Below are 24,971 nucleotides of genomic sequence, written 5' to 3' on the forward strand. Positions count from 1 at the left end.
TACGTTAGGATTCGGAAGTATTATGGTGTTCTTGAACCAACTCCATTGCTTCAAAAAGCGTGACTCCTGTTTCTGCACCCGGACGTCTGATAATGAGAAGCTTTGCGCCTGCCCTTTTTGCACCTTCCAATTTTTCAGAAAATCCTCCATAGGTTCCAGCCTCCTTAGTAACAAGATAGTCAGAGGAAGTCTCCTTAAGCATAAGATAATTCATTTCCGCAGAAAAAGGTCCCTGCATACAGATTAAATGTTTTCCCTGAAAACCCAAAGAGGTACACTGTCTCACAACTTCTGCATCCGGCAGTACCCTTGCTGTCAGTCGTGTTGTATAATCTGTGACCTTGGTATATTCTTTTAATTCTTTGCTTCCAGTCGTAAGCAAGGCATTACCGGGGTGATGGTTTAAATACTCCGCCGCTTCCTGTACCGAATCAACAAATATCCCCTCTAAGGTCTGTACAGCCTCCCTTATAATACGTACATACTTCGCTTTCGTCTCCTGAGAAGCCTTTTTTAGGTTCTCGGTGACGAAAGAGGCATATGGATGCGTAGCATCAAGAACTAACGTATAATTGCCCTCTTCTATAAAATTCTTCATCTCTTCACAGGTTAAGCGTCCGGTAACAATATCTGAATACTTACTTAATGGAAGCATTGTTTCCCCATAATCTGTTGCCACAGAAGCCGTTATCGGAATGGCACGTTTATCGCATTCTTCCCATAATAGTCTTCCTTCTGTAGTTCCTGCAAATATGAGTATTTTTCCCATTAACGACTCTCCTCTCTCTGGATTCTATAACCTCTTGGTGTTACCATCTTACCATTTATCTCTCTTGTGTCTGAGTTACCGATGAATACGGTTGTAAACATGTCAACCGTCATGTCTTTTAATTGATTCAAGGTAGTAAGAACTGCCTCTTCACCTTCCCTGCCGATATTTTTTACATAGCCGCATACCGTATCTTCTCTTAGATATTCTAAAAGAATACTACAGGCCCTTTTTAAATAGTCACTGCGTTTCTTACTGGAAGGATTATAAAGACTGATGACTAAATCAGCCATCGCACTATGCCTTAGACGACTCTCAATTTTATCCCAGGGTGTCAAAAGATCACTCAAGCTAATAACTGCAAAATCATGACTTAAAGGTGCTCCAAGCACTGCTCCCCCACTTAATGCTGCCGTAACCCCCGGCACTATCTCAATTTCAAAGGGGGGATACTCCTCTGCCAGCTCTAGAACCAGACTGGCAAGACCATATACACCACTATCCCCACTGCAAACCAGAGAAACCGTTTTTCCCTTTAATGCTTCTTCTATCGCCCATCTGCAACGCTCCTCTTCTTTCTTCATTGGTGTGCTGTAGAATTCTTTATCATAAAAATAATCTTTTACTAAATCTATATAAGTTGTATAGCCTGCAATCACCTGACTTTCCTCAAGTGCTGTTTTTGCTTGAATCGTCATGTATTCGTAATCGCCTGCACCAAAACCTACTATGTACAATTTCATATTCTGCCTTCTTTCCTACTTATGATTTCTCTAGACTGTACCATTAATTAAAAGTTAATCTGATATTCTTTCTCATAAACAGATAGCGTCATTCCTTCTCCGCTCACCTTTGCTATAAGTTGTTTTCCATAACCGCTTCCAAGAGCTGCACTTCTCTCACAGACATTATCAACTCCTATCGTATTTTCTACAAAGGCCGACGCTGTAAAGCTGCCGGATACCTGCTGTAACTCCTTGACGGTATACGTTTGAAAGTCAACACCTAACTTATCTGCCAGTTTAAGAAGTCCCGGCTCTTCTTTCTTAATATCGACGGAGCACAGTTTACAAATTCGTTCCATCCTCAAACCCTTCTCAGAAAAAATCTTTTGTAATCTGTTATACATGATTTCCGGCTCCACACCTTTTTTGCATCCCATTCCCACTATCAGATTTTTCGGCAGTAAATGCATGGTGAAGTGGAACGGCTGCAACCCTTCCGTAGCTGAGATGCAGATACCTTTGCTCTGATTTTCATGGCCTAGCCCTGCCGGAAGCTGTCCTGATACTGGATATTCACTATATATTCCTATCTTTTCATCATTAAGTAAAGCACCGGATATCACTTTTATTTTAGCAGTGTCTGTTATATAAAGCGCCTGTTTCACTGCAAAACTATCTACCGCAAATACTTTACGGGTGTCTGTAGCTGTAGTAATAACCGGCACAGCTCCTATATAGGCAGCAACCTGTTTGGTAAGCTCATTGGCTCCTCCCAGATGACCGGATAACAGTGATATGACATAATTCCCGCCTTCATCCACTACTGCCACCGCAGGATCTTTTGCTTTATTTTGTATGTAGGGGGCAATAGCACGTACAGCAATTCCACAAGCTCCTATGAAAACAAGACCAGATAGACATTCGAATTCCGCTGGCGGCTTCATCAGTTCCTCCATAAGCTTATGTATACTGGTAAAAGAATCTAGCGTCTTCTCTTCTTTCTCATCCATGTACTTTTCCATACTAAATCCAAGGAGTACTGTATCTGACAGGATTAAGCCCCTGCATAGTTTTTTATTTAATTCTGCACCTTTTTTCGTAAAGGAAATAACTGCTATCTGCTTCACTTCTATACCTCTTTTGTACTTGCTTTGCGAAACTCCGTTTCAAAGGCAGGGTCATATAACTTAGAAAGTTCATAGTCCTTGCCAAGAAACTCCCCTACAACAATTAAAGCAGTTTTGGTAATGTTATTTTTCATGGCAAGCTCCGGTAACTCTTTAAGGATTCCCCGCACTACAACTTCCTCTGGCCAGGTGGCCTTATATACAATGGCACAGGGAGTATTTTCTTTATATCCTCCTGATAGCAATTCCTCTTTTAAAGAATCTAACAGACCGGTACTTAAAAATATAACCATCGTAGCCTGATGACTTGCTAACAAAGATATCTGTTCTTTTTCAGGTACTCCTGTTCTTCCTGCCATTCTTGTAATAATAACGGTCTGAGATACCTCCGGCAGGGTATATTCTGCCTTAAGGGCAGCAGCAGCTCCAAACAGACTGCTGACTCCGGGGCATACCTCATACTCCACTCCTGCTTCCTTAAGCGCATCCATTTGCTCTCTAATGGCTCCATATATGCTGGGATCTCCAGTATGCAAACGTACCACCTGTTTTCCCTGCTTCTCCATATCAATCATGACTTTTAGTATTTCCGGTAATGCCATAACCGCACTATTATATATCTGACAACCTGCTTTTGTGTATTCCAGTAATTGAGGATTTACAAGAGAACCGGCATATATAACCACATCTGCCTGCTCTAACAATCTTTGTCCTCTAACGGTAATTAAATCCACCGCACCGCATCCGGCGCCTACAAAATGTACCATAGCAACTCCTATCTTCTATAAAATGTTATTTTAATCTCTCTATTAAATATGATGCTTCTTTGGTCTGCCCTAAAAAACCGTGCGTATTGGAGAATACAACCGCACCAATTTTTAGGCCTTCATATGCTCGGTGTTTGATATGGTATTCTATCTTTTCCATTAAAATATCCATGGTTTTCGTGAGTATACCCGCATTCTTTATACTATCTAGGGCTTCATCTGTTGTTACGCAAGCTAGTATCTGTTCCAGCAGTTCCTGTGCACCACCGGCCAGCAAGCAACAGGTACATAGAAGTTCCAAACGGCAGTCAGCAAATTTGGAATGGGTATTCATTACACCTCCGGCTAACTTTACAAATTTGCCGATATGTCCTACTAACAGCAGTCCTTCTAATTCACATTCATACGCCATATCTATGGTTTCTCCAATAAAATTACTGCACTTTACCGTATACTCCCCCTGAAGCTTAAGAGTACTTCCTGCATAGGCTTCCCCATAATTTCCCGGTGTGGCAGCCAGATATTTCTTACCTGCTAAGGAAAGCATCCTCATTTCTGCCCGTATGGTTTCAACCAGAGCTGCTTCACTCATTGGTTCAACAATACCACTTGTACCTAAGATGGATATACCGCCTGTAATGCCCAGTCTTGGGTTAAAAGTCTTTTTGGCAAGGGCTTCTCCCTTTGGTATAGAAATAATTACTTCAAGTCCTCCCTCATAATCTGCTTCGTCACATACTTTCAAAACTTCATGTTCTATCATCTGTCTTGGAACACGGTTTATAGCGGCCGCACCAACCGGCTGATCAAGTCCTTGCTTTGTAACTCTGCCTACTCCTGTACCGCCATCTATTAAGATTCCCTGCCTGACTTTCCTTACTGTTGCAAAAATCAGTATACCATGTGTAACATCTACATCATCGCCCGCATCCTTCTTAATGGCACAGGTAACTTCCTCCTCCGTTCTTGTTAACTCTTTAACTTCAAGAGTCAAACGGATTCCTTTTGGTGTGTCAATGGTAACCTCAGCAGCCTCCCGCCCGGTCAGTAACGTTAGGGCGGCCGCTTTAGCGGCGGCTGTTGCACAGGAACCGGTTGTATAACCGCATCTTAATTTTTTATTTTCTTTAAATATATATTGTTCAAAAATAACTGCCTCTCCTTCTGCCGCAAAAGGCGGCACAAAAACCTGCATTTTTTCTAGTTCAATTGTATATGAGGCTTTTAACTACTTTACTATCAGAAGAGAAAAATAACCGGCTTCTTCTGGTATCTCTTCCAAAGAACGATACACCTTCTCCCCCTCCATACCGCAATTCTCCACCATAGAAGCCTGCAAGCCGTATTCCTTTAACTGCTGCTTTAACTCTTTCAGCTTTTTGCCGGTTTTCATAAAAACTTTGGTACCGGATAAACTTAGAGCTGTTTCAAGTGAGTAAGACCCAGGTATAATATGTAGCTTTTCCGAATTTTCTGCCAGGCTATCCGCTAATCTTGCCGCTACAGCACAAAAAGAAGGGATACCGCTTATAACCTCTGCTTCATATCCTTCTGTGATTAACCTTTTATGCAAGTACATATAAGTTGAATATACCGTGGGGTCTCCTAAGGTGAGAAAAGCAATCTTCTTTCCGGCCTCAAGTTCATCCTTCAGCATACCGGCTCCTTTGTCATGGTATTCTTCCAGTATACTCTTATCCTTTGTCATTGGCATTACAATAAAAAGACAAGGTTTGTCTTCTATTTCCGGTAATGCCTGCTTTACAATATTATAAGCCGTACAGGAGGCTTTATCTTCTGCCGGAATCGCTATCATATCGCTTTCCTTGATTACTCTCAATGCTTTTAAGGTTAACAGCTCAGGGTCTCCTGGCCCTACACCAACTCCATATAATACTGACATATGCTACCTCCTAATGGGTTTCTCTTCTTTTTATCTACTTTGTTACTTACTGACTGCCTTATTCTACTGTCTGCTTTACTTTGAGAGACTGCTTTAACTCCACTGCCTCCTTAGCATGGCTGATAAGTTGTTCGCGGATACATGAATATTCTCCCAATCCCTTTAAGAGACATTCCACTTCGTAACCTTCTTTTTCTAATATAACCTTCCAGGAATCTTCCTCTTCTCCCGCCATATCATTCCTAGCATGGTCACCAGCAACAATCATAAAAGGCATTAGAGTGATTTTACGGTATTTCTTTCCCTTTAAATGCTTAATAATGGTATCCAGATAGGGGTAGGCTTCTACCGTAGCCACATAAATATCCCTATAATCGAAATCCCACAGCATATATTGAAGCGCGGTATAACTGGTATTAGAATAATGATCCGATCCATGTCCCATAAATACAACTGCTTCATCCTCATTCGTATTCTCTATGTTCAATCTATCTACTTCTGCTGCAAGTCCCTTTATAACCGCTTCATAATCCTCTGTCTCTGTTAAAAGCGGAGCTCCTAATTTTACGGAACGAAAGTATGAAAGGTATTGTTTCACTTCTTCAATCATACAGTCATTTTCAATTCCATTTAATATATGCGTTGGCTGGATAATTACTTCTTCAATACCTGCTTTATACATCTGCTCCATAGCTTCTGTTACTGTCGGTATAAAAAGATTATCTCTTTTCTTTAATATCTGTATAATCATCTTACTGGTAAATGCACGGTATATGTTATACGAAGGAAAAGCCTGCTCCATACTTTTTTCTATCTCATCTATGGTCCGCTCTCTGGTATCTTGATGACTGGTGCCAAAGCTAACCACTAAAATTGCTTTCTTATTCATAATATTACCTTTACTATCCCATCCGAATCGGGATAGGGGCTGCTGTAATAGACTTGTTTAAAGCTGTATAAGAATAAACTATAACAGAAACCCTTTCCTTTCCATATTATCTTATAATGTCCTTTGTTTCTCTTCGCTTAAGTTGTAATCCTGCTTAAGACAATTGCTAACATGCAGTGTCTGATAAAGGTTTAAGAATTCTTTATATCTTTGCATAGTAAGCCTCTATCATATAATTTTTTAATATTTGAAAATCCTTAGGAACTGGCAGGTTTTCCCGCAGCACGCCCCGTTCTGTTAATTCCGTGTACAATTCGATTACTTTTGGTTGTATCAATTCCGCCTGTACAAGTAACTCTTTGTCCATAAAAATTTCCTCTGGAGAACCACTCTTTAGAATTAAGCCCTGATGAAACACTACAATTTTATCTGCCCATTGCAGCGCAAAATCTAAATCATGGGTGGAAACAATAATAGTAATTCCCTCCTTGGGGAGTTCTGTAATTTTTTCATGAAGCATTACCGTATGTACGGGATCAAGAGCAGAAACCGGCTCATCCATTAATAATACCTCCGGCTCCATAACCAGTATATCCGCTAAAGCAACCTGCTTTTTCTGCCCACCGCTAAGAAGGTGTACGGGTTTTTGTGCAAAAGGGGTAATCCCCATATAGTCCACTATTGCTTCTACCTTTTTTTCTATTTCACATCTTGGCAGTTTCATATTAAACAAACCAAATGATATCTCCTGAACTACACTTGCAGCAAATAACTGATTGTCCGGTTCCTGGAATACGATTCCAACTTTACTCCTTAAGCTAAGTAATTCCTTTTTCGAATAGGATATGGGTTTATCCTTATATAATATCCTTCCGGCTTGAGGTTTTAATATCCCATTCAAACATAAAAAGGTGGTGGATTTACCGGAACCATTGGCTCCGATAAAAGCTGTCTTTTCACCTGGTTCTACGGAAAAACTAACATCTTTTAGTGCTTTAGTACCATCCTCATAAGAATAGGATATATGTTCAATTGATAAAATACTCAAAATATTCTCCTTTGCAGCAAACATATTATAACCATGCTAATTTCCCATAGCACTAAAAGACTGATTTCTTTTACAGAAGTAGTATATTTCTTGGTAAGTACCTGTATTTTTCCATCATAACACCGGGATTCCATGGCATCATAGAGTTTTAATGATTTCCTTATGGAGCCAATAAACAACATCTGAAATACTCCCGCCACCGCGGGAATTGCTGTTTTTAAACTTCTGTTGCCCAATCTGCTTTTTACTGCACAATCTAATTTCTCACCCATATCATATAACAGAAAAATAAAGCGGTATATTAATAACAATAACTCTAATAGTATTTCCGGGCAATGAACCGCCTTCAGTACCAACAGCAAATCTGTAAAGGGTGTTGATAGAATCAAAAAGTACAGGCAGGACACCGCTCCCAAGGCGGTTAGTATTAAATTCAACCCATACAATAAGGCAGCTTTTGTAGCTACAAGCGTGTACCCCATGATATGAATTATTCCTGTAGCCTCTGTATCTTTAGTAAATGAGAACACTATCGTTACGGTACCAAGTAACAAAAAAGCTAGAGGCATACGAAGCAATCTTCCGTAATAGGTAAGAGAAGCCCCACTTAAAAACACAGTGAGACCTCCCATTAATAAAATCACAAGCAGGGAAAACATATAGGAATGTAATAGGACGCAGAATAAAAGAGTGCTAACAGCAAAAATAGCTTTCACATAAGGACTTGTACTGCGTAATGCGGACGAATATGATAATTTATCTATGTATAACATTCCCTTAAGCTTCCTTTCGGCTTTTTTTCCTCTCCTTCAAAACACCGATTCCAAATCCGAAGACACCTGCTCCAAGAGCTGCTTGCAGACAGAACAGCAAAGACTCTGTTTCGCCACCGGGCGGCTCATATACTGGGGACGCCCAAGGTGTATATTCCTCTACTTCTAATATCTGACTGATAGTTTCAGAAGCTGCATCATCTGCCCCTCCAAATTCAGAGTCCTTGATCAACATAAGAGGAACGACTGCAATCACTACACATACTATCAGTAAAACTACTGCTGTTTTTATTTTCATGCCTTTTGCCCTCCTCTTAAAAAGCCTATTTCAGAAAGCTCCGGTTTTGCATAGGTTTCCAAAGCAGAAACTACCATGGCAGTTATAATTCCCTCGATAATTGCAATCGGTACCTGGGTAACTGCGAAGATTCCCATAAATTTAACAAGAGATTCAAACATTCCTCCTGTTTGTGAAGGATAAGCCAGCGCTAATTGCAGGGAAGTGATACAATAGGTAGCCAGATTCCCGATTGATGCAGCCATAAATACTGCCACTAAACGATTTACCTTACATTTTGTTGCAAGTTTATAGATTCCATAGGATATAAAAGGACCAGCAATAGCCATGGAAAAAGTATTAGCACCTAAGGTAGTAAGTCCTCCATGTGCTAGTAAAACTGCCTGAAATAATAACACCAGAATACCAAGGATACTCATGACACTTGGACCAAATAAAATCGCGCCCAGTCCGGTTCCTGTAGGATGGGAACTGCTTCCTGTTACTGATGGGATTTTTAATGCAGAAAGCACAAAAGCATAAGCACCGCACATAGATAAAATAATGATTGCTTTTCGATGGTCAGCTACTGTTTTCTTTAGGGAAAAGAAACCGGCCGCCAAAAAAGGAATACATAGAATCCCCCATGCAATGCAGTATTTTACCGGCAGATATCCCTCCATAATGTGCATTGCCTTTGCCGCAGGTGCAACAGAAAATACTGCTGCAAAAACTGCCAATAACCCAATAATTCTTTTTTGTTTAACGTTCAATGATATCTCCTCTCTGCTGCACTTTAAATAAAAAACCTTCCATAGTAAAATTTTTCCATGTCATGGACGAATTTTACTTGGAAGGTAACTTAGAATACTTTTTAATTGTTGCAGCACATACTTTAAAGTATTCCCCGCAAGTTGCGGTTACAATATAGGATTACCAAAGCCATCGTCCGTAACTTAGGTAATATACATATAAAAAGGCAGGTCTTCTGACTCAGGCATCTACATAGTCTCCATCTCTTCCCATCTTCGACAGTGATTCATCAATTCATATTTAAAAGCAAAACCGGCTTTTTCTATGAACTTTTGGAGGTTACTCTTCCTTTACAGCGGCGGGACCGTGTGGGCTTCTCACCCATTTCCCTATTATCTTGTCAGCTACATCGCTACAAGCACCTTTTTATATTCAATTGTCATTTAAAGTGTAGCATTTTGCAGATATTCTGTCAACTTGATTCGTTAATTACATACATATAATTCCCTTTTATTATACATATTGTTCAGCATTTTGCCTTATTCCGTCATTATAGGCTGAAACATAAGGTTGCCAGATGAAGTACACCTCGAAATCCCGTCAGAGGCGGCACATATGGATTAAGTTCCCACTCATTAAGACTCTTTCAACCCTGTTAAAAATATTTGCAAGAATAAGAATCTGTTATAAAGGTTAATATACTCTAACTTTTTTTGTCTAGCAAACCAGATTATCTTTATCAAACAGACTATAAAAGATTTAATTCCTCCAATAAAGTATTAATTCTTCTTGGTATTATTTCGCAAAGCTCTGTCCAGGGAATATATTCCCTATCATAGGGTATTATGTAAAAATCCATTGAGGGCGCAAAGGAATATTTCTCTCTGATATACTCACAAACCTTATAATGGATATACTTATTCTTCATAATTTTCCCTTGAAACATATCCGCAATCAGTAAACCGTCCAACCCTGCAAATTCTTGGCAAGCAGATTTATAATCACTAAAAAGCTTAAACAATTCACTTTCTGGTAATAATGCATGTTTACCAGGCTGCACATACAAAGGAATATGTGTATCTTCTTCCAGTTTCTTTAAATACTGAAAACAATTTAAGATCCGCCCATGAGCACTTGCTTCTCCATCGCAAACTTTCCCTTTGTTATCAACATATACCCAGAAATGCTCTAAATCGTACATATGCTGAATATCATAGTCAAAGTACAACTGATATTCAATGACAAAGGAAGCTTTATCCTTGTTAACCCATATATCTCTTTTAAAAGAAGGGCTTCTCATGGAAGAGCGGATAACTTGATATCCTATATACTCCAGTCGGAATGGTTCCATCCTGTCAAAATACAAATGGGGTGCATATTTTTCTGCAAGTTCTTTATCTGTCATGTCATTCCTCCGATACTATTGTTGTGCCTAAGTTTATACCAATTTTACGGGAATTTCAAGTATCCTAAATGAAAGAAACCCCTAGCTTACTATATATGCTGCATTATAACGGCATACTACAGTAAGCTATGGGGCTTGGTTCAACCTATCCTAATAATAAACACATCCTTTAAAACCGTTTAAGTTCATCTACTTCTTGGCATTCTACAGCTTCTCCTGTACATCCGGTTACCGTTACATTCTTTAGAACTACCTTCTGAATATTATTCAAGTAAATACCCTGTCTACAGGTTGGTTCACACCCAATCATCATGGCAGCTACTCCCGTTGTAGCATTTTCTGCATAGGAGATACTTACATTTTCCATCACCAGTGATTCAATTTTCTTCTCCGGCAGACCATATACATAAGCACCGGCATAATGACTGTTCTCACACTGGATATTTTTAAATATAAGACTTTTAATACTTGGGGTCCTGTCATCTACCGGGAGCTTCTCCTTAGAGGACACATATTGACTTTTACCATCTGGATCACAAAAATAAAAACTATTTACAACAAAGGGCGCTTTTACATGATCCATTTTAATATTTTCAAAAAGTATGTTATCAAGTACGGAGTCATTTCCACGACCTCTACGGGTCTTAACTCTTAAACCTCTGTCTGTATCTCTGAAAATACAATCTGTCACACTAAAATCATAAACACCAGCCGCTATCTCACTTCCTAAAGTGATTGCACCGTGACCATCCTGCATTAAGGACTGGCGGATATGGATACCCTTTGATGATACTTTAAATTTACGACCCATATATATCTTCCCTGATTTAACAGCAATACAATCATCACCGACTGAAAAATAGCAACCGGCAATCTCTACATTTTCACAAGATTCCGGATCCAAACCATCGGTATTATGAGAATTAGCCGGCCCTAAGACTTTAATATCTAAGAATCTTAAATCCTGTGAAAAATAAGGATGAATATTCCAAGCCGGGGAATTTTGTACCGTAATTCCAGTAACTGTAACATTCCTGCAATGATTTAAAAATATCATACGAGGACGAAAAGCAATATTTTTATCTTTGGGATTTTTCCACCAGTTATCAAATCCGGCACAACCGTCAATTGTTCCCTCTCCGCAGATTACAACATTTTCCGCCTTAATTCCCGTTAGAATAGATGCAAAACTGTCTAAAGGATTTCCTTCCCAGCTTCCTAAATTATACTCCTGCGTTTCATCATAGCTTTCAATAAGCCCGGGTAAAACCGGGAATAACCCTCTGTCTGTTAATGCTGATAAAATTGCACCTTTACCTATTTCTAGCACAAGATTGCTCTTCAAAAAGATGCTGGTAATCTTATAAATTCCTTTCGGGACAAAAACTCTTCCTCCCTCCGGGCAGGAGCAGATGGCTGCCTGGATAAACTGCGTATCATCTTTTATGCCATCGCCTTTTGCACCAAAATCCTTTACATTTAAGGTAAATGACTCCTTTACTGTTGTGAAGGTGATTTCCCCCGAGCGTTCTTCCCCTCTTTTTAAATAAAGGGTGTAGCTGGTATCCGGTTTTAACCCATATATGGATTCTACTATTTTTGAGCTTTTTAGTACAGGTTCATTATTTAAAAATACCTCGTATTCAGTAGTCTCGTAAACCCCTTCTTTTTGAAGCTCAAAAACAATATTTCTTATCCCTTGATATATTACTTGAATGTCCATTTCTTCCTCCAGTTCCGTATGTTTAGTATTACTTCACGCCCAATGTCCGTATTTGTATTTAACTTTGTAATAAAAGCCATTGTCCATAGGCCATAAAAAATGCACCTGTTCCTTTATGGTCATCCATGACTATAGGTTCAGATAAATAATATTCTACACTTCCGTCTCTGTCCTGTCCAGGTCCAAGCCCTGCCATTTGGCAGATATCTTTTAACACTGGCTTATCTCCTTCTTTTGTCAGCTTCATATCTACAAGAGAATTCAGAATATCATTACCAATGTGCTGGTATTTTTCAGCCAATAGTACTTTTAAACGGCAGGCTTTTAAAATAGCTGCTGCAATCATGGCCGAGCCAGATGTCTCCAGATAATTCTCCTTCACGGATGGCTTGTCAATTACCTGATAAAATAGATTCGTTTCATTGTCCATAAAGGGAAGCAGTCCACGAATGGCTTCTTTAAACAAGATACTTAATTCTTTGTAATACTCAAAAATCTGTTCTGACATTTCCTCCATAGTATCCACTAACGCAAGAACATACCACCCCATAGCACGTAGCCAGAAATTAGCCGAACGGCCTGTCTTAGCATCTGCCCAAGGCATGCTTTTTGTCTCATCATATCCATGATAATACAGTTTTTTCTCTTCATCAAATAAGAACGTTCTTACATTCTTAAACTGGTTTACGATATCCGCATAATTTTCTTTTTTTCCAAGTTTAGTCTCCCACATTATATAGAAAGGCTGTGCCATAAAAAGCCCGTCCAGCCATACCTGGTTAGGATATATCTTTTTATGCCAGAAATTACCCGACTTGGTTCTTGGATGAGACGCAATCTGTTCCTTAAGTTTTCCAATTGCGTTTAGATATTTTACGTTTTCAGTTTCCTCATAAGCGAAGAACAAAGCCCTGCCGGTACAGATACAATCTATATTATACATTTCTTTATCATAAAAAAGGATTGTTCCATCCTCTGTAATATACTCTTCTAAATAGTCTATAACAAAGTCTTTCAGATAGGGCTCCTTAAGTGTTTTATAAATCTGGATAACACCCAGCAATACACAGCCATCCTCATAATTCCATTTTTTTTTCTTAGCACTGGTAAAATGATCGAGATAATATTTCAGATATTCTTTGATTTTTTCCTGGTTCATAATGTCAGCCTTTCTATTATCCATTCTATTATAATTATTTCCTTTATTATTATAAGAAAATTGTACTACAGATTTTTGTTTTTTAAATTTTTTTTGCATCTTACAATGCTCTGTTCTATGCCTTTACATAGCATAAAGGCATCTGTCCAAGATTTTCATGGCATATACATAATACAAATTCAGCTTTTGCACCTCTCTGTCTTATCAACAGTACAAAAGCTGAATTGTACCAGCATTAGCCCAAATCCGGACAAATGTCGTTATAATAGTTTAAATATGCGATTTATAGTATTACTGATTTAATTCTCCAATAACTGTATCAAGACCAAGGTTTGCTGCTTCTTGTGCATATTTTGCAAGACCATCTTCCACAGTTGTTTTACCCATAACGATTTCAGAAATGGTAGAAGATTTTAATGCGATTAAGTCAGAGCTGATTTTTGCATAAGATTTAGATAATGGAGTGATTGTTAACTGTGCATTATCTGCCTTTAATATATCAATACTTGAATTAACTCTTGCATCATAATCAATGTTCTTGTCATTTGTGTTAAGTGGTGTTACAGCATAGAAAGGAGAAACGAATGCTTTTTCAGCAACTTCTTCAGGTTTGGAAAGCTTAGGAAGCTGGATTAATTTATCCCCTTCTTGTTTCCAGTGTAGATTTTCTACACCACTCTGGAATAATACCTGTCCTTCACCACCATCATGCATGTATTCAATAAAGTATTTGAACGCACCTTCGATATTTTTACTTTGGCTAGAAATAGCTACTACTGCAGGTACACGCTGTAAATATTTTGTTTCTTCAATAGAAGGAAGCTGTAATATTTTTGCTTCTGGTACATTAGCCTGTACACGGTTTTCTAAGTTCTGAGCCCAAGTTCCTACCCAGTAGTTGAATACACCGATATCTCCGGCATACCATTTATCACGGCATGTAGCTGTTGTGTTAGTAATAATTTCTTGGTCAATTAAACCTTCTTTGTATGCATCCTGTAATCTCTGAAGAGCCGCCTTCATATTTTCCTGAGACATACCATCTACCCATTTACCGTCAACCTGAGTAAATTCAGGTGTTGCATCCTGGTAGAATTCTCTTAAGTAAATAACTGCTTCATTTTCGTATAAAGAAGGTGCTGTATAAGGAATCTTATCTGGGTATTTTTCTTTAAAAGCACGTAACATATCAATAAACTCGTCATAGTTCTTAGGTGCTTCTAATCCTAACTCATCTAACCAATCCTGTCTTACATAAGTGATAGTACCACCGCCGGCTTCTAAAGGAATACCATAGATTTTACCATTAATCGTTACAGAATCCATTAAAGCAGGATCTATCTTAGATAATACTTCAGAGTTTTTATATAAATCTGTTAAATCAGCAAGCGCACCCTGTGCCGCATAAAAAGGAAGTTTATCCCCACCTACGCTAAATACGTCTGGTGATTTTTTAGAGGAGAAGGATAAATCCAGATTAGTATAATAATCATTCGTTGCTGTAGGACCATTATAATCAAGCTTTATGCTTGTTAATCTTTCAAATTCTTCTTTCCATTTTAATGCACCATCGTCTAAAGATATACCAACATTAATCATAAATTTAAGGTTACTTGGTTTTGCAACCTCTTCTGATTGAGCTGTTCCCGTTGTTGATGGATTCTCATTACTACTTGGAGTATCATTTTTCTTGCTACAGCCTGTAAAAGCTGAGCCAAGCATGGCAACTGTTAACCCCAATGCCATTGTTTTTACTAACTTTCTTTTCATACTTATTCCTCCTAAATAATATTATATCGCTATAGGTTACCCTTTTACAGCCCCAATTGTAACACCTTTGACAAAGTACTTTTGTACAAAGGGATAAATCACTAAGAATGGTGTAATAACTACTACTACAATTGCACTCTTTAACATTTCTGCTGACATGGCAGATGTAGTCGGAGTACCTACCTGTGATTCACTTAAAATCATTTCACGCAGCTTTAACTGGAAGTTCTGCCACAGTGGATCGGTAATATAAATCTGAAAGTGGAAGAAATCATTCCACATAGTTACAGCTATAAATAAGCCGATGGAGGCTAAAGCCGGTTTTGATAACGGAAGTATAATTTTCAGAAAAATTCCGATTGGCGTACAGCCATCAATTTCTGCTGCCTCAAATAATGTACCCGGTATAGATTCAAAAAAGCTCTTCATTAAGATAATATTGTATGCACTTAAGGTCAGGGGTAAAATAACTGCCCAAATCGAATCCATTAAACCAAAAGCCTGTACTGTTAAATAAGTAGGAATCAAACCACCATTAAACATCATGGTAAAAAGTATTAATTTAACGATTAACTTCTGTCCCGGCATATCCTTTTGTGTAATAACATAAGCCGTTACGGTTACAATTAAAAGTCCCACAAAGGTTCCGACTACTGTCGTAAGTACCGATACAAAAAACGGACGGTATAAAGATTTTGTATTAAGTATGTGCTTATAAGCTACAAGATCAATCTTTTTCGGCCATAAATTAATACCATAAGTTGCTGTCGGATCCAAAGAATCCACAATAACCTTTATAATAGGTACAATCATACAAATCATAAGTATAATTAAAAATATATAGGCAAATATTAAATAAACTGCTCTGGCTCTATGACCAGACTTAAAGGAAAACTTATCATCCATTATATGATACCCTCCCCTTTTACCTTTTTACTAATGCGGTTAGACATACTAACCAGAACAAGGGATACTACTGATTTAAATAAACCTGCTGCCGTTGACATACCGTAATCCTGGTTGATAATACCCATACGATACACGTAGGTTCCGATAACATCTGATACACTTAATACTGAACTGTTATAAAGTACAAATATCGGTTCAAAGATATTTAATACCTTAGCAAGATTCAGAACAAATACAACTAATATTGTATTTTGAATGGAAGGCAATGTAATATATAGAATACGTTGTATTCTGGTTGCTCCATCAATTTTTGCTGCTTCATACATTTCCTGATCGACACCGGTTAAGGCCGCAATAAAGATAATCGTTCCCCATCCGGTTTCTTTCCAACGGTTTATTAATAAGAAAATGACTGTCCACCAGTTTTTATCAACCATAAAATAAATGGAATCTCCGCCAAATGCCTCAATCACCTTATTAATAACACCATCCTGAGGAGATAAAAACATAGTAAATATAGAAGCTACTACAACCCAAGACAAGAAATGAGGGATATAAAGTACGGTTTGTGCAAATTTTTTAAATTTTTTCCCGATTAAGTCATCCAGGATAACTGCCAATCCTACAGAAAAAATCATACTTAATATCAGATTGACAAAACTTAAGAATAATGTATTACGGAAAGCCCGCCAAAATAGATTACTCGAAAATAGTGCTTTAAAATTATCCAGTCCGACAAACTCATTTGCTCCAAACAATCCCCAGTCAAAGAAAGAGATAAAAATACCAATCATCGGTATATAATTAAATATCATAAACAATAAAAATACCGGTATAAACATTACATAGAAATAGCGGTACTTGTAAAGCCGTTTTTTTAACGGAACCTTCTTCGTGGGTATCGCGGAAATGGCTGTTGTTTTCCTTGCCATTTGATGTACCTTCCTTTCCTTTATTTATCAGACGGGAAATAACCGACCGATTCAACGTTATTAATTTAACATTGTTACGGAAAATAAAAAAGATACAGTATTACGAATTCATAGCACATATTTCTATTAGAATTCTAAAAAGGAACCATTTTTTAATTAAAATAGCTAAAAAGAACATATTTTTAAGTCTTATATTCGCTCTCCATTGGTAAAATATCACATCAATTACCAGTCATCAATTCATATTTTTTACAAACTGTTTGACAATATAATATCTTTCTTACAACTTCTAACCAATACAATGCATAAGTTATACTTTTTCTTATCTTCACACTTTTTATGTCTTTTAAAAGATAATAATCGATAACCACTGCTAAAATGTCATGCATTATATCGTTTTATCTGAATTGGTAAAATTGAACAATTCCTATCATAACTAAAATAAATTTCTAAAAATGATACCTTACATACTAACTCCTATTACATGCTGAATAAGAATATTTTTATCCAAGAAAATTAGAAAAGCTTCTGTAAAACTAATGATAAGAAGCAGACTGCGCTTCTTCCATTTCTGTTTTACAAAAGCTCTTATATTATCTTTCTCTTAATTTACTCGGACTAACACCCTTTACCTTTTTAAAAGCTCTGCGGAAGGATTGTATGCTATTATAGCCTACCTGCTCCGAAATTTGTACAATGGTCAGTTTATCATCTCTTAACAGTTCACAAGCTTTATCTATTCGCAGTTTTTCAACATAATCTGCAAAATTTACACCTGCCTGTTCCTTAAATAATGTAGAAACATAACCCTCTGATATATTAAATTCAGTTCCCACCATTGCCAACCCTAAATTAGAGTCTTCATAGTTTTTATCAACATAGGATTTAATTTTTTCAGTCAGTCTGGTTCTTTTACTGATTTTATATTGCTGTAATTCGGTACTGGCAGAAGTAAATATCTGATATAACAGCTCATAATAATTTTCACTGGGTTCTTCTCCATAATGTATGGCAAAATTATTCAAAGCATCTATACCATCCATAATTTCTTCTGATTTTTCCAGCTTAATCAAAGTATTACTGAATCTGTTATTTAACTTTAAGAATTTGCCTCTGGTAAGTTTTCTTAGCTCAAAGTTCTCTTTTCTGGATAACTCCAAGAGATTTCTAATGTGAACACTATCACCGGATTGTACACTGCTGACTAATCTCTCTTCAAACAATTCAGGATAGTAAAAACCTGTCTGTTCTGTCATAATATCGTTATAGTACACCAGATTCTTGGTTTCAGAAGTAAAAGCTAATGCTGCCTTTGACTCCTCGCAGGCTCTCCAAAGCTCCAAAATATCCGTACAGTTATTACTGACGCCCCAAAGAGGATTGACCTTATATTCTCTGGTAATATCTTCTCTTACATAAGAAACAATGTCATCCGGTTTCAATTCCGCCCCATAGCAAGGCAGAATCACAAGCTGCGTCAAATAATCAATTTCATAAAACCAAACATCTTCCTTGATATAGTTTTTAAGCTTCGATTGCAGATAGTGAAAAATAATTTGAACCTCTTCAAGTGTCTGAGAATCTGTTTCATAAAAATCATTGTTACCAAAAAGGCGGAAAGCCATAACCCGATAGGAATTAGCATCCACCTTACAATTTACTTTATTTGCCAGCATCGTGAGTTCACGTTCACTGGAAAATTCTCCACGAACTAACTTATAGAGAAAGGCATATCGAAGCAATGGCTTTTCCTTTTCAATCTCTTCCATTAACTGACGGTTATCTGTTACAATTTCAGATACCATACCGCCCAGATTTTTAAAATTTCGTTCTATATCTGTATCGGGTATATAAACATTAAAAATTTCATTAATAGGTTTTCCCTGACGAATGCTGGTATAGCAGGCAAGACCGATACCGATTCCTACTGCCAATAATATAAGAAGATATTCGTTAAACTTTAGCTGGTTCAGCCTTTGCATGACCTGTTTTTGCTCTACTACCATAATATACTTCCAGCCATCCAGTTCGGAAGTAGTATAAATAAGCATATCATCGCCAATATCAATAAATCCTTGTTTACCGCTTAAGGTAAGTTCTGAAAAATCCGGTACACTTACCCCCTGATTTACAGAATAAAGTATGTTACCGTTTTCCTCCTGAATAAATAACCCAACATTATTGTCAGTATCTATAAAAAGACTATTAAAATAGGACATATCCAGATTACAGATAACACCACCATCTAGAGGTAGCCCGTCATCACCAATAATAGGCTGTATCCATTGAAAATATCCTTCATCCATCTGATAAAAAGCCTTCGAGTAAACCGTCCCTCCATAAAGTCTTTTCCACTCAGCAAGTCCTAAGGTATTACTTTTTAATATTTTATTGTAATAAAACTCTCCCTGATAGAGTGAGCCGTCTACCATATAGTAGTCGCTTCTTTGATAATATACAGCCAGATTCTTTAATAGATTGGCCGTTTTAAACTTAATTATATTCTCAATCTGGTTAATTGCATCCTTTGCATTCAGATAAAAATCTGCACTTGTATTATGATTGTTTTCTGCTACCTTCTGAACCTTTTCATTCCTAGACACTTGAAGTGCAAGGGTATGAATCTGCTTTAAGTTACTGTCGATAACACTCTTACTATGATTTAATATATTCATCTTGGATGTCTTAACATCTTCTTCTACAACTCGAAAGGAAATCTGTGCACCGATACTACATATCATCAAGGGCAACAGCATAACGAGAACATAAGAAACAATAAACTGTACGATTGAGTTATGCATATATATTTCTTTTAATTTTTTCATAAAACTTCACTATACCCCGTTTATAATTTCAATAGTAACAAGTAAATGAAACCCCCAGTTGCACATTTACCCTGTAACACTGATTTCATTATGCTATGAGTTTAGTGCATTAGCTAAGAAGTAAATCTTCGTAAATACCCCCAAGCTTTTTAAGTCCATCAGCTATCAGCCCTGCCATAATAACGGCACCTTCATATCGTAAATGCGTATTATCATTTAATCCTTCCGGATAATTATTATATTCAGAGGCTCCAAAATTCATAAACCACTTTTTACTTCCTTCATCTCCAGTTGCTTTCAAAAGCTGTCTGCTGCTTTCACATAAATCTATTACCGGCACATTCAGTTCTTCTCCAAGGGCAAGCATTGCTTTTGGATAGTCCATATGAACCAGTTCTTTTAGACTTCCATCTTCATCAAACAGTCTTCTATAGACTGGTGTAATTAATACAGGATGAGCACCCTTATTTTTTGCCTCCTGGATAAAGATTTTTAAATTCTCTTGAAAACTGCCAAAAGGGTCTGTATGTCTTTTTACATCCTCTTTTTCATCATTGTGACCAAACTGAATGAAGAGAAAATCATCTTTTGCCAGAGTATCTAAGATACCCTCGAGTCTTTTTTCATCAAGAAAACTTTTTGTACTTCTTCCATTTTCGGCATGATTACAAACGGTAATCTCAGGTTTTAGATATAAGTTAAATACTTGTCCAATTCCATTCTGCGGATAGGTATTAATTCTGTTATGTTTAACAGTGGAATCTCCTGCCCAATAAATATGTCTGCTCATCTTTTTCATCCTCTTATTGATTTTGTCTTGTAAGTGTTTACATTTTACTTAAACTAGTGTAACCTATTTTATTAATTATTTCAAGATTAAAAGTCAAAAGGACCATGGTATTAGATGGTCCTTATCTGTTAAAGTATACAATTTTTACTTACTTTTTATGATTATCCCTGTATAACACATTGAAATTCAAGCCTTACTCTAATGGAATAGTTAACAAAATGTACAGAACTATAGAAATTCATATCCCTGTGTTAATAATACTTGGCTTCTATGTTCCATAATTTAATATGTTTTATTGTAAGGATTTTCTTTTGAATTCTTTGGGTATACATAAAATATTAGTCGATACCGGATACTTAGCAGTCTTCCTGCTTATCGGTGATAGGGGACTGCTTACATCAAATACATCATATTTACAGGATTGTATAAACTGTATTACAGCTTTGACGGAGGTACCACTTTTCTGTAGATATTCTTCACATACTTCAGACAGTATAACTGGCCTAAAAGTAGATAAAGTATTCCGAGCACCTTGCAGCACTAAATATTCACTTCCCTCTACATCTATCTTAAGAAAGCCTGGACTCAATTGTTTTTCTTTTACCAATGAATCCAAGGTAATGCATTTCACTTTATCCTTTATAACTCTTTCATTCTCTAGACCTGGATATTTGATATCCCCCAGGCTTGAATACTCTTCTTTCCCCTCTATGGTTTCAAGCAATGCATCCATATTATTATTAGAAGCAGCACCCTCGAACACCTCCACCGTTTGGTTCACTTCATTTAGTAGTAGATTATACCTAAGTCGTTTAATCCCTTCCTTTGTCGGTTCTATGGCTATTACTCTGTTATTACTTGACAAATTTTTTGCAAATAAAACAGAATAAAAACCAATGTTAGCCCCTACGTCAATTACATCCTTTTTCCCATCCAAAAATTGTAGTGATAATTTTACCAGCTCCGGTTCATAGACTTTCGTAGATAATATTCGAAGAAATATATCACTTCTGGGGCATATGATAAATTTTCCTTGAAAATCAGGTACTGTTATAACTAAATCCATTCCAACTAACTCACACAGGTTATTAACAAGTTGTTTTTGAACCTGTTGCTTCAAATGCTTTTTGATAAATAACCGCCTAAAAGTAATGGCTGGATAAAGTAATATTCGAATAAAAGAATATTTTTGAATTATTTTTTTCAGCATTGCAGATATCATGTTTATATTTCCCTTTCTTAGTAAAACTTTTATTCATGTTTTACTAACTTTCAGCCTATAATTGTTTATTATATTCCGATAGGGGATTGTAATTGATAAATAACTTGCAGAATACTAAATTTTATACTTGGTTCCTTACTAGATTTATTACATTTACATCCACTTCTTAAATACATAATGCACTTTATATTAAAATATCATTCTTAAACGTAAAACAAAGCATTCGTTCACCTAATATTAATGGTAGAAACTAGTGCCTTCTATAATCAAAGTTTATATTTGGTAATGAAAAACCCCTTGAAAATCAAGGGGTTTTAACTGGGCTACAAGGATTCGAACCTTGAGATGCTGGAGTCAGAGTCCAGTGCCTTACCGTTTGGCGATAGCCCACTATTTTATTCTGTGGAGACAAGCTATTTATCAGCCACGAATGATATTATAACTCATATGTACGGATAATGCAAGTACTAATTTAATAATTTATAATTTTTATTATCTTTTTTTCATTAAATGTTACTAATATAGTAATATTAATCCATTAATTCCTATATTAGCAGTATTCCTTATTTTAACTTGTATTATTCACATTGAAATGCTACAATATTTTTTAAGGCTTTTATTAACACGAACATAAGTTTTCAAACTCATAAAGGGGTAAAAGATGGACTCACTAATTACAACAGAAGACAAAATAACTTTAAAACCATATATAAGAACAGCAATGTACTATGAAACTGACCAGATGGGCATTATACACCATTCAAATTATATTCGGTGGTTTGAAGAGGCACGTCTTGATTATCTCAACCAGATTCATTTAAATTACAACGGATTAGAAGAACTGGGTATTTTGATTCCTGTTTTAAGTGTAAATTGTGAGTATAAATATTCCGTTCGATTTAATGAAACCGTAAAAATTATTCCTGTCATTGAAACTTTTAACGGAGTTAAAATGCAAATCAGCTACCAGATTCTAGATGCTGCTACAAATACTATAAGGACCACTGGGGCATCAACCCATTGTTTTGTTACAAAAGATATGAAACCTGTGAATATGAAAAAGTATTTTAGAGATATTTATGATATATTATTATATTGGGCTAAGAACTAATCTAAAGGGTCGGATATAGCTATCAAATATACAATGATAGATATCCAGCCCTTTTGTATGCTTTATACTCTATTAACCTATTTTCATTAATCTTATATTTCCTTTAATCTTAAATTCCCTTCAATTTTATATTTTCTTCAGTTATAATTGGGTCTCACCTCGTAAACTGTTAAAAGTATTATAAATATCCAATATTCCATAGCCCCAATCCCTATTAGGGTAGGTATTATTTGGATCTCTTCTGGCTCCGCGGATTAGAAGGTTCTTTATTTCCACACTGTCTAATTGAGAATAGTATCCTGAGGAGATTCCCCATTCTAGCAACATGGCGGCAATTCCTGCTGTATGAGCCGCTGCAATGCTGGTACCGGAACGTGTGGCATAGGTATTACCAGGCTCAGGTCCAATTATATTTACACCCGGCGCGGCCAAATTAGGACTGATATTGCCGGTTCTTGTATAACCCCTGCTGGCACTAATATAAAGACTGTTATTCGTATAGTCATAGGCTGTTATGATTATTGGTACACTTCCATTTCCGGGAGAGGTTATGGTAGAGTATGGATCCGGCTCCAAAAAATGTGTCTCTGTACTTAGGTAATCCGTTGAAGGAAGCCAGATATCAAAACTAGAGGATAAGTCACCTCTTGAATATACCTTAAATCTCCATATACCCTCTGTAGGATTTTGAAACCTTATAAATATCAACTGATCCCCTGTCTGGGATTCTAATAGCAAATAATCTATGTTAATTACCGTATCTTCAAATATAAACCGAATCTCTCTTGTTTCCCCTATTCTGGCAGGAATTCTTGGTATGTATTCTCCTGTTGGTGATAAAATATCAATGGAAAATGTAGCTGGTGCATTCCCCCATAATTCCATAGCAAACCCAGAGACATTTGGACCAACCCTCAATTCTACCGTATCTGACTGATCTCCGCGAACTATTGTCCCACTGTAATGATGTCCGGAGTTTCCTTCATTCCCGGCAGCAATCACCATTGCAATTCCGGCCTGGTCTGCCAGATAAGACAAATACATGCTCAGTCCCCCTCTTCCGTCATGGGAACCGCCAGAGGTTCCAAGTCCCACACATATGGATATAGGCCTGGACAAACTTCGTGCTACCTCGACTAGGTACCTCACACCAAACATTATATCATTTTCCTGAAAACTCACTGCATCTGGTGGTACTTGAAATACCCTCCTTATATTCTGTTTTGCCTGCTTTAATTTAACTACTACAATCTCCGCAAAGGGGACCACACCTGAGAAATCATTCTGAATATTTGGTGAACCGGCAGCAATACCGGCCAAAAATGTACCATGCCCATTTTCATCCGTTGAAGGTACAACTCCTAAGGGCGTTTCACTTGCCAATGCTTCATTAATTTGCTCTCTGCTATATACTGTTCCATAATAGTAATTCTCAGGAGCTGGGCCGGTCTGTATGGTTTGATCCCAAATGGAAATAACTTTTGTGGTACCGTCAGCATTTAAAAATGCCTCATGTGCATAATCAATTCCAGTGTCTACAATCCCAATCAGAACTCCCTGTCCATTTAAATCAAGACTTGGTATATTCCTTGTTCTGATAACACCGGAGGCCTCTAGACTGCCGGTATCCATAAGTCCGTACAAATTAGGGTAAACACTATAGCCAAAAGTTTGAATTAAATTGTCTGGCAGGAGTTCGGTAGGTGTATAAACCGCCGCATAAGAATCATTTATATAGTTATAGCATATATTAGGGGTAATTGCTAATTCCTCAGGATATCTTCTATATTCAACTATGAAATCACTGTATTCCTCACCTATAATCCACTCGCTGCAAATAGGGTCCATAGTTTCATCCTCTAAAATAGTTTATTTAAGTATATGATAGCTACCTGTGAATATTCTTTTAGCCCTTAAGTTGCCCCTAATTTCTATCGTCAAAGCGTTAAAACTTACTGTAAAGGTTATGTAAATGATTGGTATATTTATTGTGGTCCCACCGACCTCATGTTATAATAATATAGTTGGAGCACTTCCCTCTTTCTATTCTTATAACCTATAATGAATTTAGATTGCAATGAATAAGCCATGATA

Annotated in this window: 22 protein-coding genes, 1 tRNA gene and 1 riboswitch; of the genes, 1 reads left to right on the top strand and 22 read right to left on the bottom strand. The window is 37.0% G+C overall.

The window, feature by feature from the left end:
* Positions 1-4 precede the first annotated feature (4 nt).
* The 21 genes from cobK to acsn021_RS19875 form a co-directional block, all read right to left on the bottom strand.
* Positions 5-769, bottom strand: a complete 765-nt coding sequence (cobK, locus tag acsn021_RS19775; protein WP_184093249.1) for a precorrin-6A reductase — start codon at positions 767-769, stop codon at positions 5-7.
* Positions 769-1,512 carry a precorrin-3B C(17)-methyltransferase gene (cobJ, locus tag acsn021_RS19780; protein WP_184093250.1) on the bottom strand — a complete coding sequence of 248 codons (744 nt, stop codon included), beginning with the start codon at positions 1,510-1,512 and terminating at the stop codon, positions 769-771. Before cobJ ends, cobK begins: the two co-directional genes overlap by 1 nt.
* 47 nt (positions 1,513-1,559) lie before the next feature.
* Positions 1,560-2,621, bottom strand: a complete 1,062-nt coding sequence (locus tag acsn021_RS19785) for a cobalt-precorrin 5A hydrolase (protein WP_184093251.1) — start codon at positions 2,619-2,621, stop codon at positions 1,560-1,562.
* A gap of 2 nt (positions 2,622-2,623) precedes the next feature.
* Positions 2,624-3,388 (bottom strand): precorrin-4 C(11)-methyltransferase, encoded by a 765-nt coding sequence (cobM, locus tag acsn021_RS19790; protein WP_184093252.1) that lies wholly within the window; start codon positions 3,386-3,388, stop codon positions 2,624-2,626.
* Positions 3,389-3,413: 25 nt separating this feature from the next.
* Positions 3,414-4,571 carry a cobalt-precorrin-5B (C(1))-methyltransferase CbiD gene (cbiD, locus tag acsn021_RS19795; RefSeq protein ID WP_243182307.1) on the bottom strand — a complete coding sequence of 386 codons (1,158 nt, stop codon included), beginning with the start codon at positions 4,569-4,571 and terminating at the stop codon, positions 3,414-3,416.
* Between the two features lie 45 nt (positions 4,572-4,616).
* Positions 4,617-5,291: a precorrin-2 C(20)-methyltransferase gene (gene cobI / locus acsn021_RS19800; protein ID WP_184093254.1), complete on the bottom strand. Its 675-nt coding sequence runs from the start codon at positions 5,289-5,291 to the stop codon at positions 4,617-4,619.
* 58 nt (positions 5,292-5,349) lie between these two features.
* On the bottom strand, positions 5,350-6,180 hold the full coding sequence (locus acsn021_RS19805; protein ID WP_184093255.1) for a sirohydrochlorin cobaltochelatase: 831 nt from the start codon (positions 6,178-6,180) through the stop codon (positions 5,350-5,352).
* A 202-nt stretch (positions 6,181-6,382) separates the two neighbouring features.
* On the bottom strand, positions 6,383-7,228 hold the full coding sequence (locus acsn021_RS19810; protein ID WP_243167893.1) for an energy-coupling factor ABC transporter ATP-binding protein: 846 nt from the start codon (positions 7,226-7,228) through the stop codon (positions 6,383-6,385).
* Positions 7,225-8,001: a cobalt ECF transporter T component CbiQ gene (cbiQ, locus tag acsn021_RS19815; protein ID WP_184093257.1), complete on the bottom strand. Its 777-nt coding sequence runs from the start codon at positions 7,999-8,001 to the stop codon at positions 7,225-7,227. Before cbiQ ends, acsn021_RS19810 begins: the two co-directional genes overlap by 4 nt.
* A 4-nt stretch (positions 8,002-8,005) precedes the next feature.
* Positions 8,006-8,299, bottom strand: coding sequence for an energy-coupling factor ABC transporter substrate-binding protein (locus tag acsn021_RS19820; RefSeq protein ID WP_184093258.1), 294 nt, complete (start codon positions 8,297-8,299; stop codon positions 8,006-8,008).
* Entirely contained in the window at positions 8,296-9,051 is a 756-nt protein-coding gene (locus acsn021_RS19825; protein ID WP_184093259.1) for an energy-coupling factor ABC transporter permease, read from the bottom strand. Before acsn021_RS19825 ends, acsn021_RS19820 begins: the two co-directional genes overlap by 4 nt.
* Positions 9,052-9,239: 188 nt before the next feature.
* Positions 9,240-9,472, bottom strand: a riboswitch (cobalamin riboswitch).
* 307 nt (positions 9,473-9,779) lie between these two features.
* Positions 9,780-10,436 carry a hypothetical protein gene (locus acsn021_RS19830; RefSeq protein WP_184093260.1) on the bottom strand — a complete coding sequence of 219 codons (657 nt, stop codon included), beginning with the start codon at positions 10,434-10,436 and terminating at the stop codon, positions 9,780-9,782.
* A gap of 169 nt (positions 10,437-10,605) precedes the next feature.
* The gene (locus tag acsn021_RS19835; RefSeq protein WP_184093261.1) at positions 10,606-12,159 is read right to left on the bottom strand and encodes a glycoside hydrolase family 28 protein; all 1,554 of its coding nucleotides are present in this window, start codon (positions 12,157-12,159) and stop codon (positions 10,606-10,608) included.
* A gap of 58 nt (positions 12,160-12,217) precedes the next feature.
* Positions 12,218-13,342: a glycoside hydrolase family 88/105 protein gene (locus acsn021_RS19840; RefSeq protein WP_243167894.1), complete on the bottom strand. Its 1,125-nt coding sequence runs from the start codon at positions 13,340-13,342 to the stop codon at positions 12,218-12,220.
* 267 nt (positions 13,343-13,609) lie between these two features.
* Positions 13,610-15,088 (bottom strand): extracellular solute-binding protein, encoded by a 1,479-nt coding sequence (locus tag acsn021_RS19845; RefSeq protein ID WP_184093262.1) that lies wholly within the window; start codon positions 15,086-15,088, stop codon positions 13,610-13,612.
* A 36-nt stretch (positions 15,089-15,124) separates the two neighbouring features.
* Positions 15,125-15,994 carry a carbohydrate ABC transporter permease gene (locus acsn021_RS19850; protein WP_184093263.1) on the bottom strand — a complete coding sequence of 290 codons (870 nt, stop codon included), beginning with the start codon at positions 15,992-15,994 and terminating at the stop codon, positions 15,125-15,127.
* Positions 15,994-16,929, bottom strand: coding sequence for an ABC transporter permease (locus acsn021_RS19855; protein WP_184093264.1), 936 nt, complete (start codon positions 16,927-16,929; stop codon positions 15,994-15,996). Before acsn021_RS19855 ends, acsn021_RS19850 begins: the two co-directional genes overlap by 1 nt.
* Positions 16,930-17,522: 593 nt before the next feature.
* Positions 17,523-19,754: a helix-turn-helix domain-containing protein gene (locus acsn021_RS19860; protein ID WP_184093265.1), complete on the bottom strand. Its 2,232-nt coding sequence runs from the start codon at positions 19,752-19,754 to the stop codon at positions 17,523-17,525.
* A 109-nt stretch (positions 19,755-19,863) separates the two neighbouring features.
* Positions 19,864-20,544 carry a rhamnogalacturonan acetylesterase gene (locus acsn021_RS19865; RefSeq protein WP_184093266.1) on the bottom strand — a complete coding sequence of 227 codons (681 nt, stop codon included), beginning with the start codon at positions 20,542-20,544 and terminating at the stop codon, positions 19,864-19,866.
* Positions 20,545-20,836: 292 nt separating this feature from the next.
* Positions 20,837-21,766 (bottom strand): FkbM family methyltransferase, encoded by a 930-nt coding sequence (locus acsn021_RS19870; protein WP_184093267.1) that lies wholly within the window; start codon positions 21,764-21,766, stop codon positions 20,837-20,839.
* Between the two features lie 318 nt (positions 21,767-22,084).
* Positions 22,085-22,156, bottom strand: a tRNA-Gln gene (locus acsn021_RS19875).
* Positions 22,157-22,427: 271 nt separating this feature from the next.
* On the opposite strand from acsn021_RS19875, the gene acsn021_RS19880 reads away from it, so the two are divergent.
* Positions 22,428-22,877, top strand: coding sequence for an acyl-CoA thioesterase (locus acsn021_RS19880; RefSeq protein WP_184093268.1), 450 nt, complete (start codon positions 22,428-22,430; stop codon positions 22,875-22,877).
* Between the two features lie 141 nt (positions 22,878-23,018).
* Here acsn021_RS19880 and acsn021_RS19885 read toward each other — a convergent pair whose 3' ends face one another.
* Positions 23,019-24,725 carry a S8 family serine peptidase gene (locus acsn021_RS19885; protein WP_184093269.1) on the bottom strand — a complete coding sequence of 569 codons (1,707 nt, stop codon included), beginning with the start codon at positions 24,723-24,725 and terminating at the stop codon, positions 23,019-23,021.
* Positions 24,726-24,971: the final 246 nt, after the last annotated feature.

Origin of the sequence: Anaerocolumna cellulosilytica (assembly GCF_014218335.1) — a bacterium.
GTDB classification, from domain to species: Bacteria; Bacillota; Clostridia; order Lachnospirales; family Lachnospiraceae; genus Anaerocolumna; species Anaerocolumna cellulosilytica.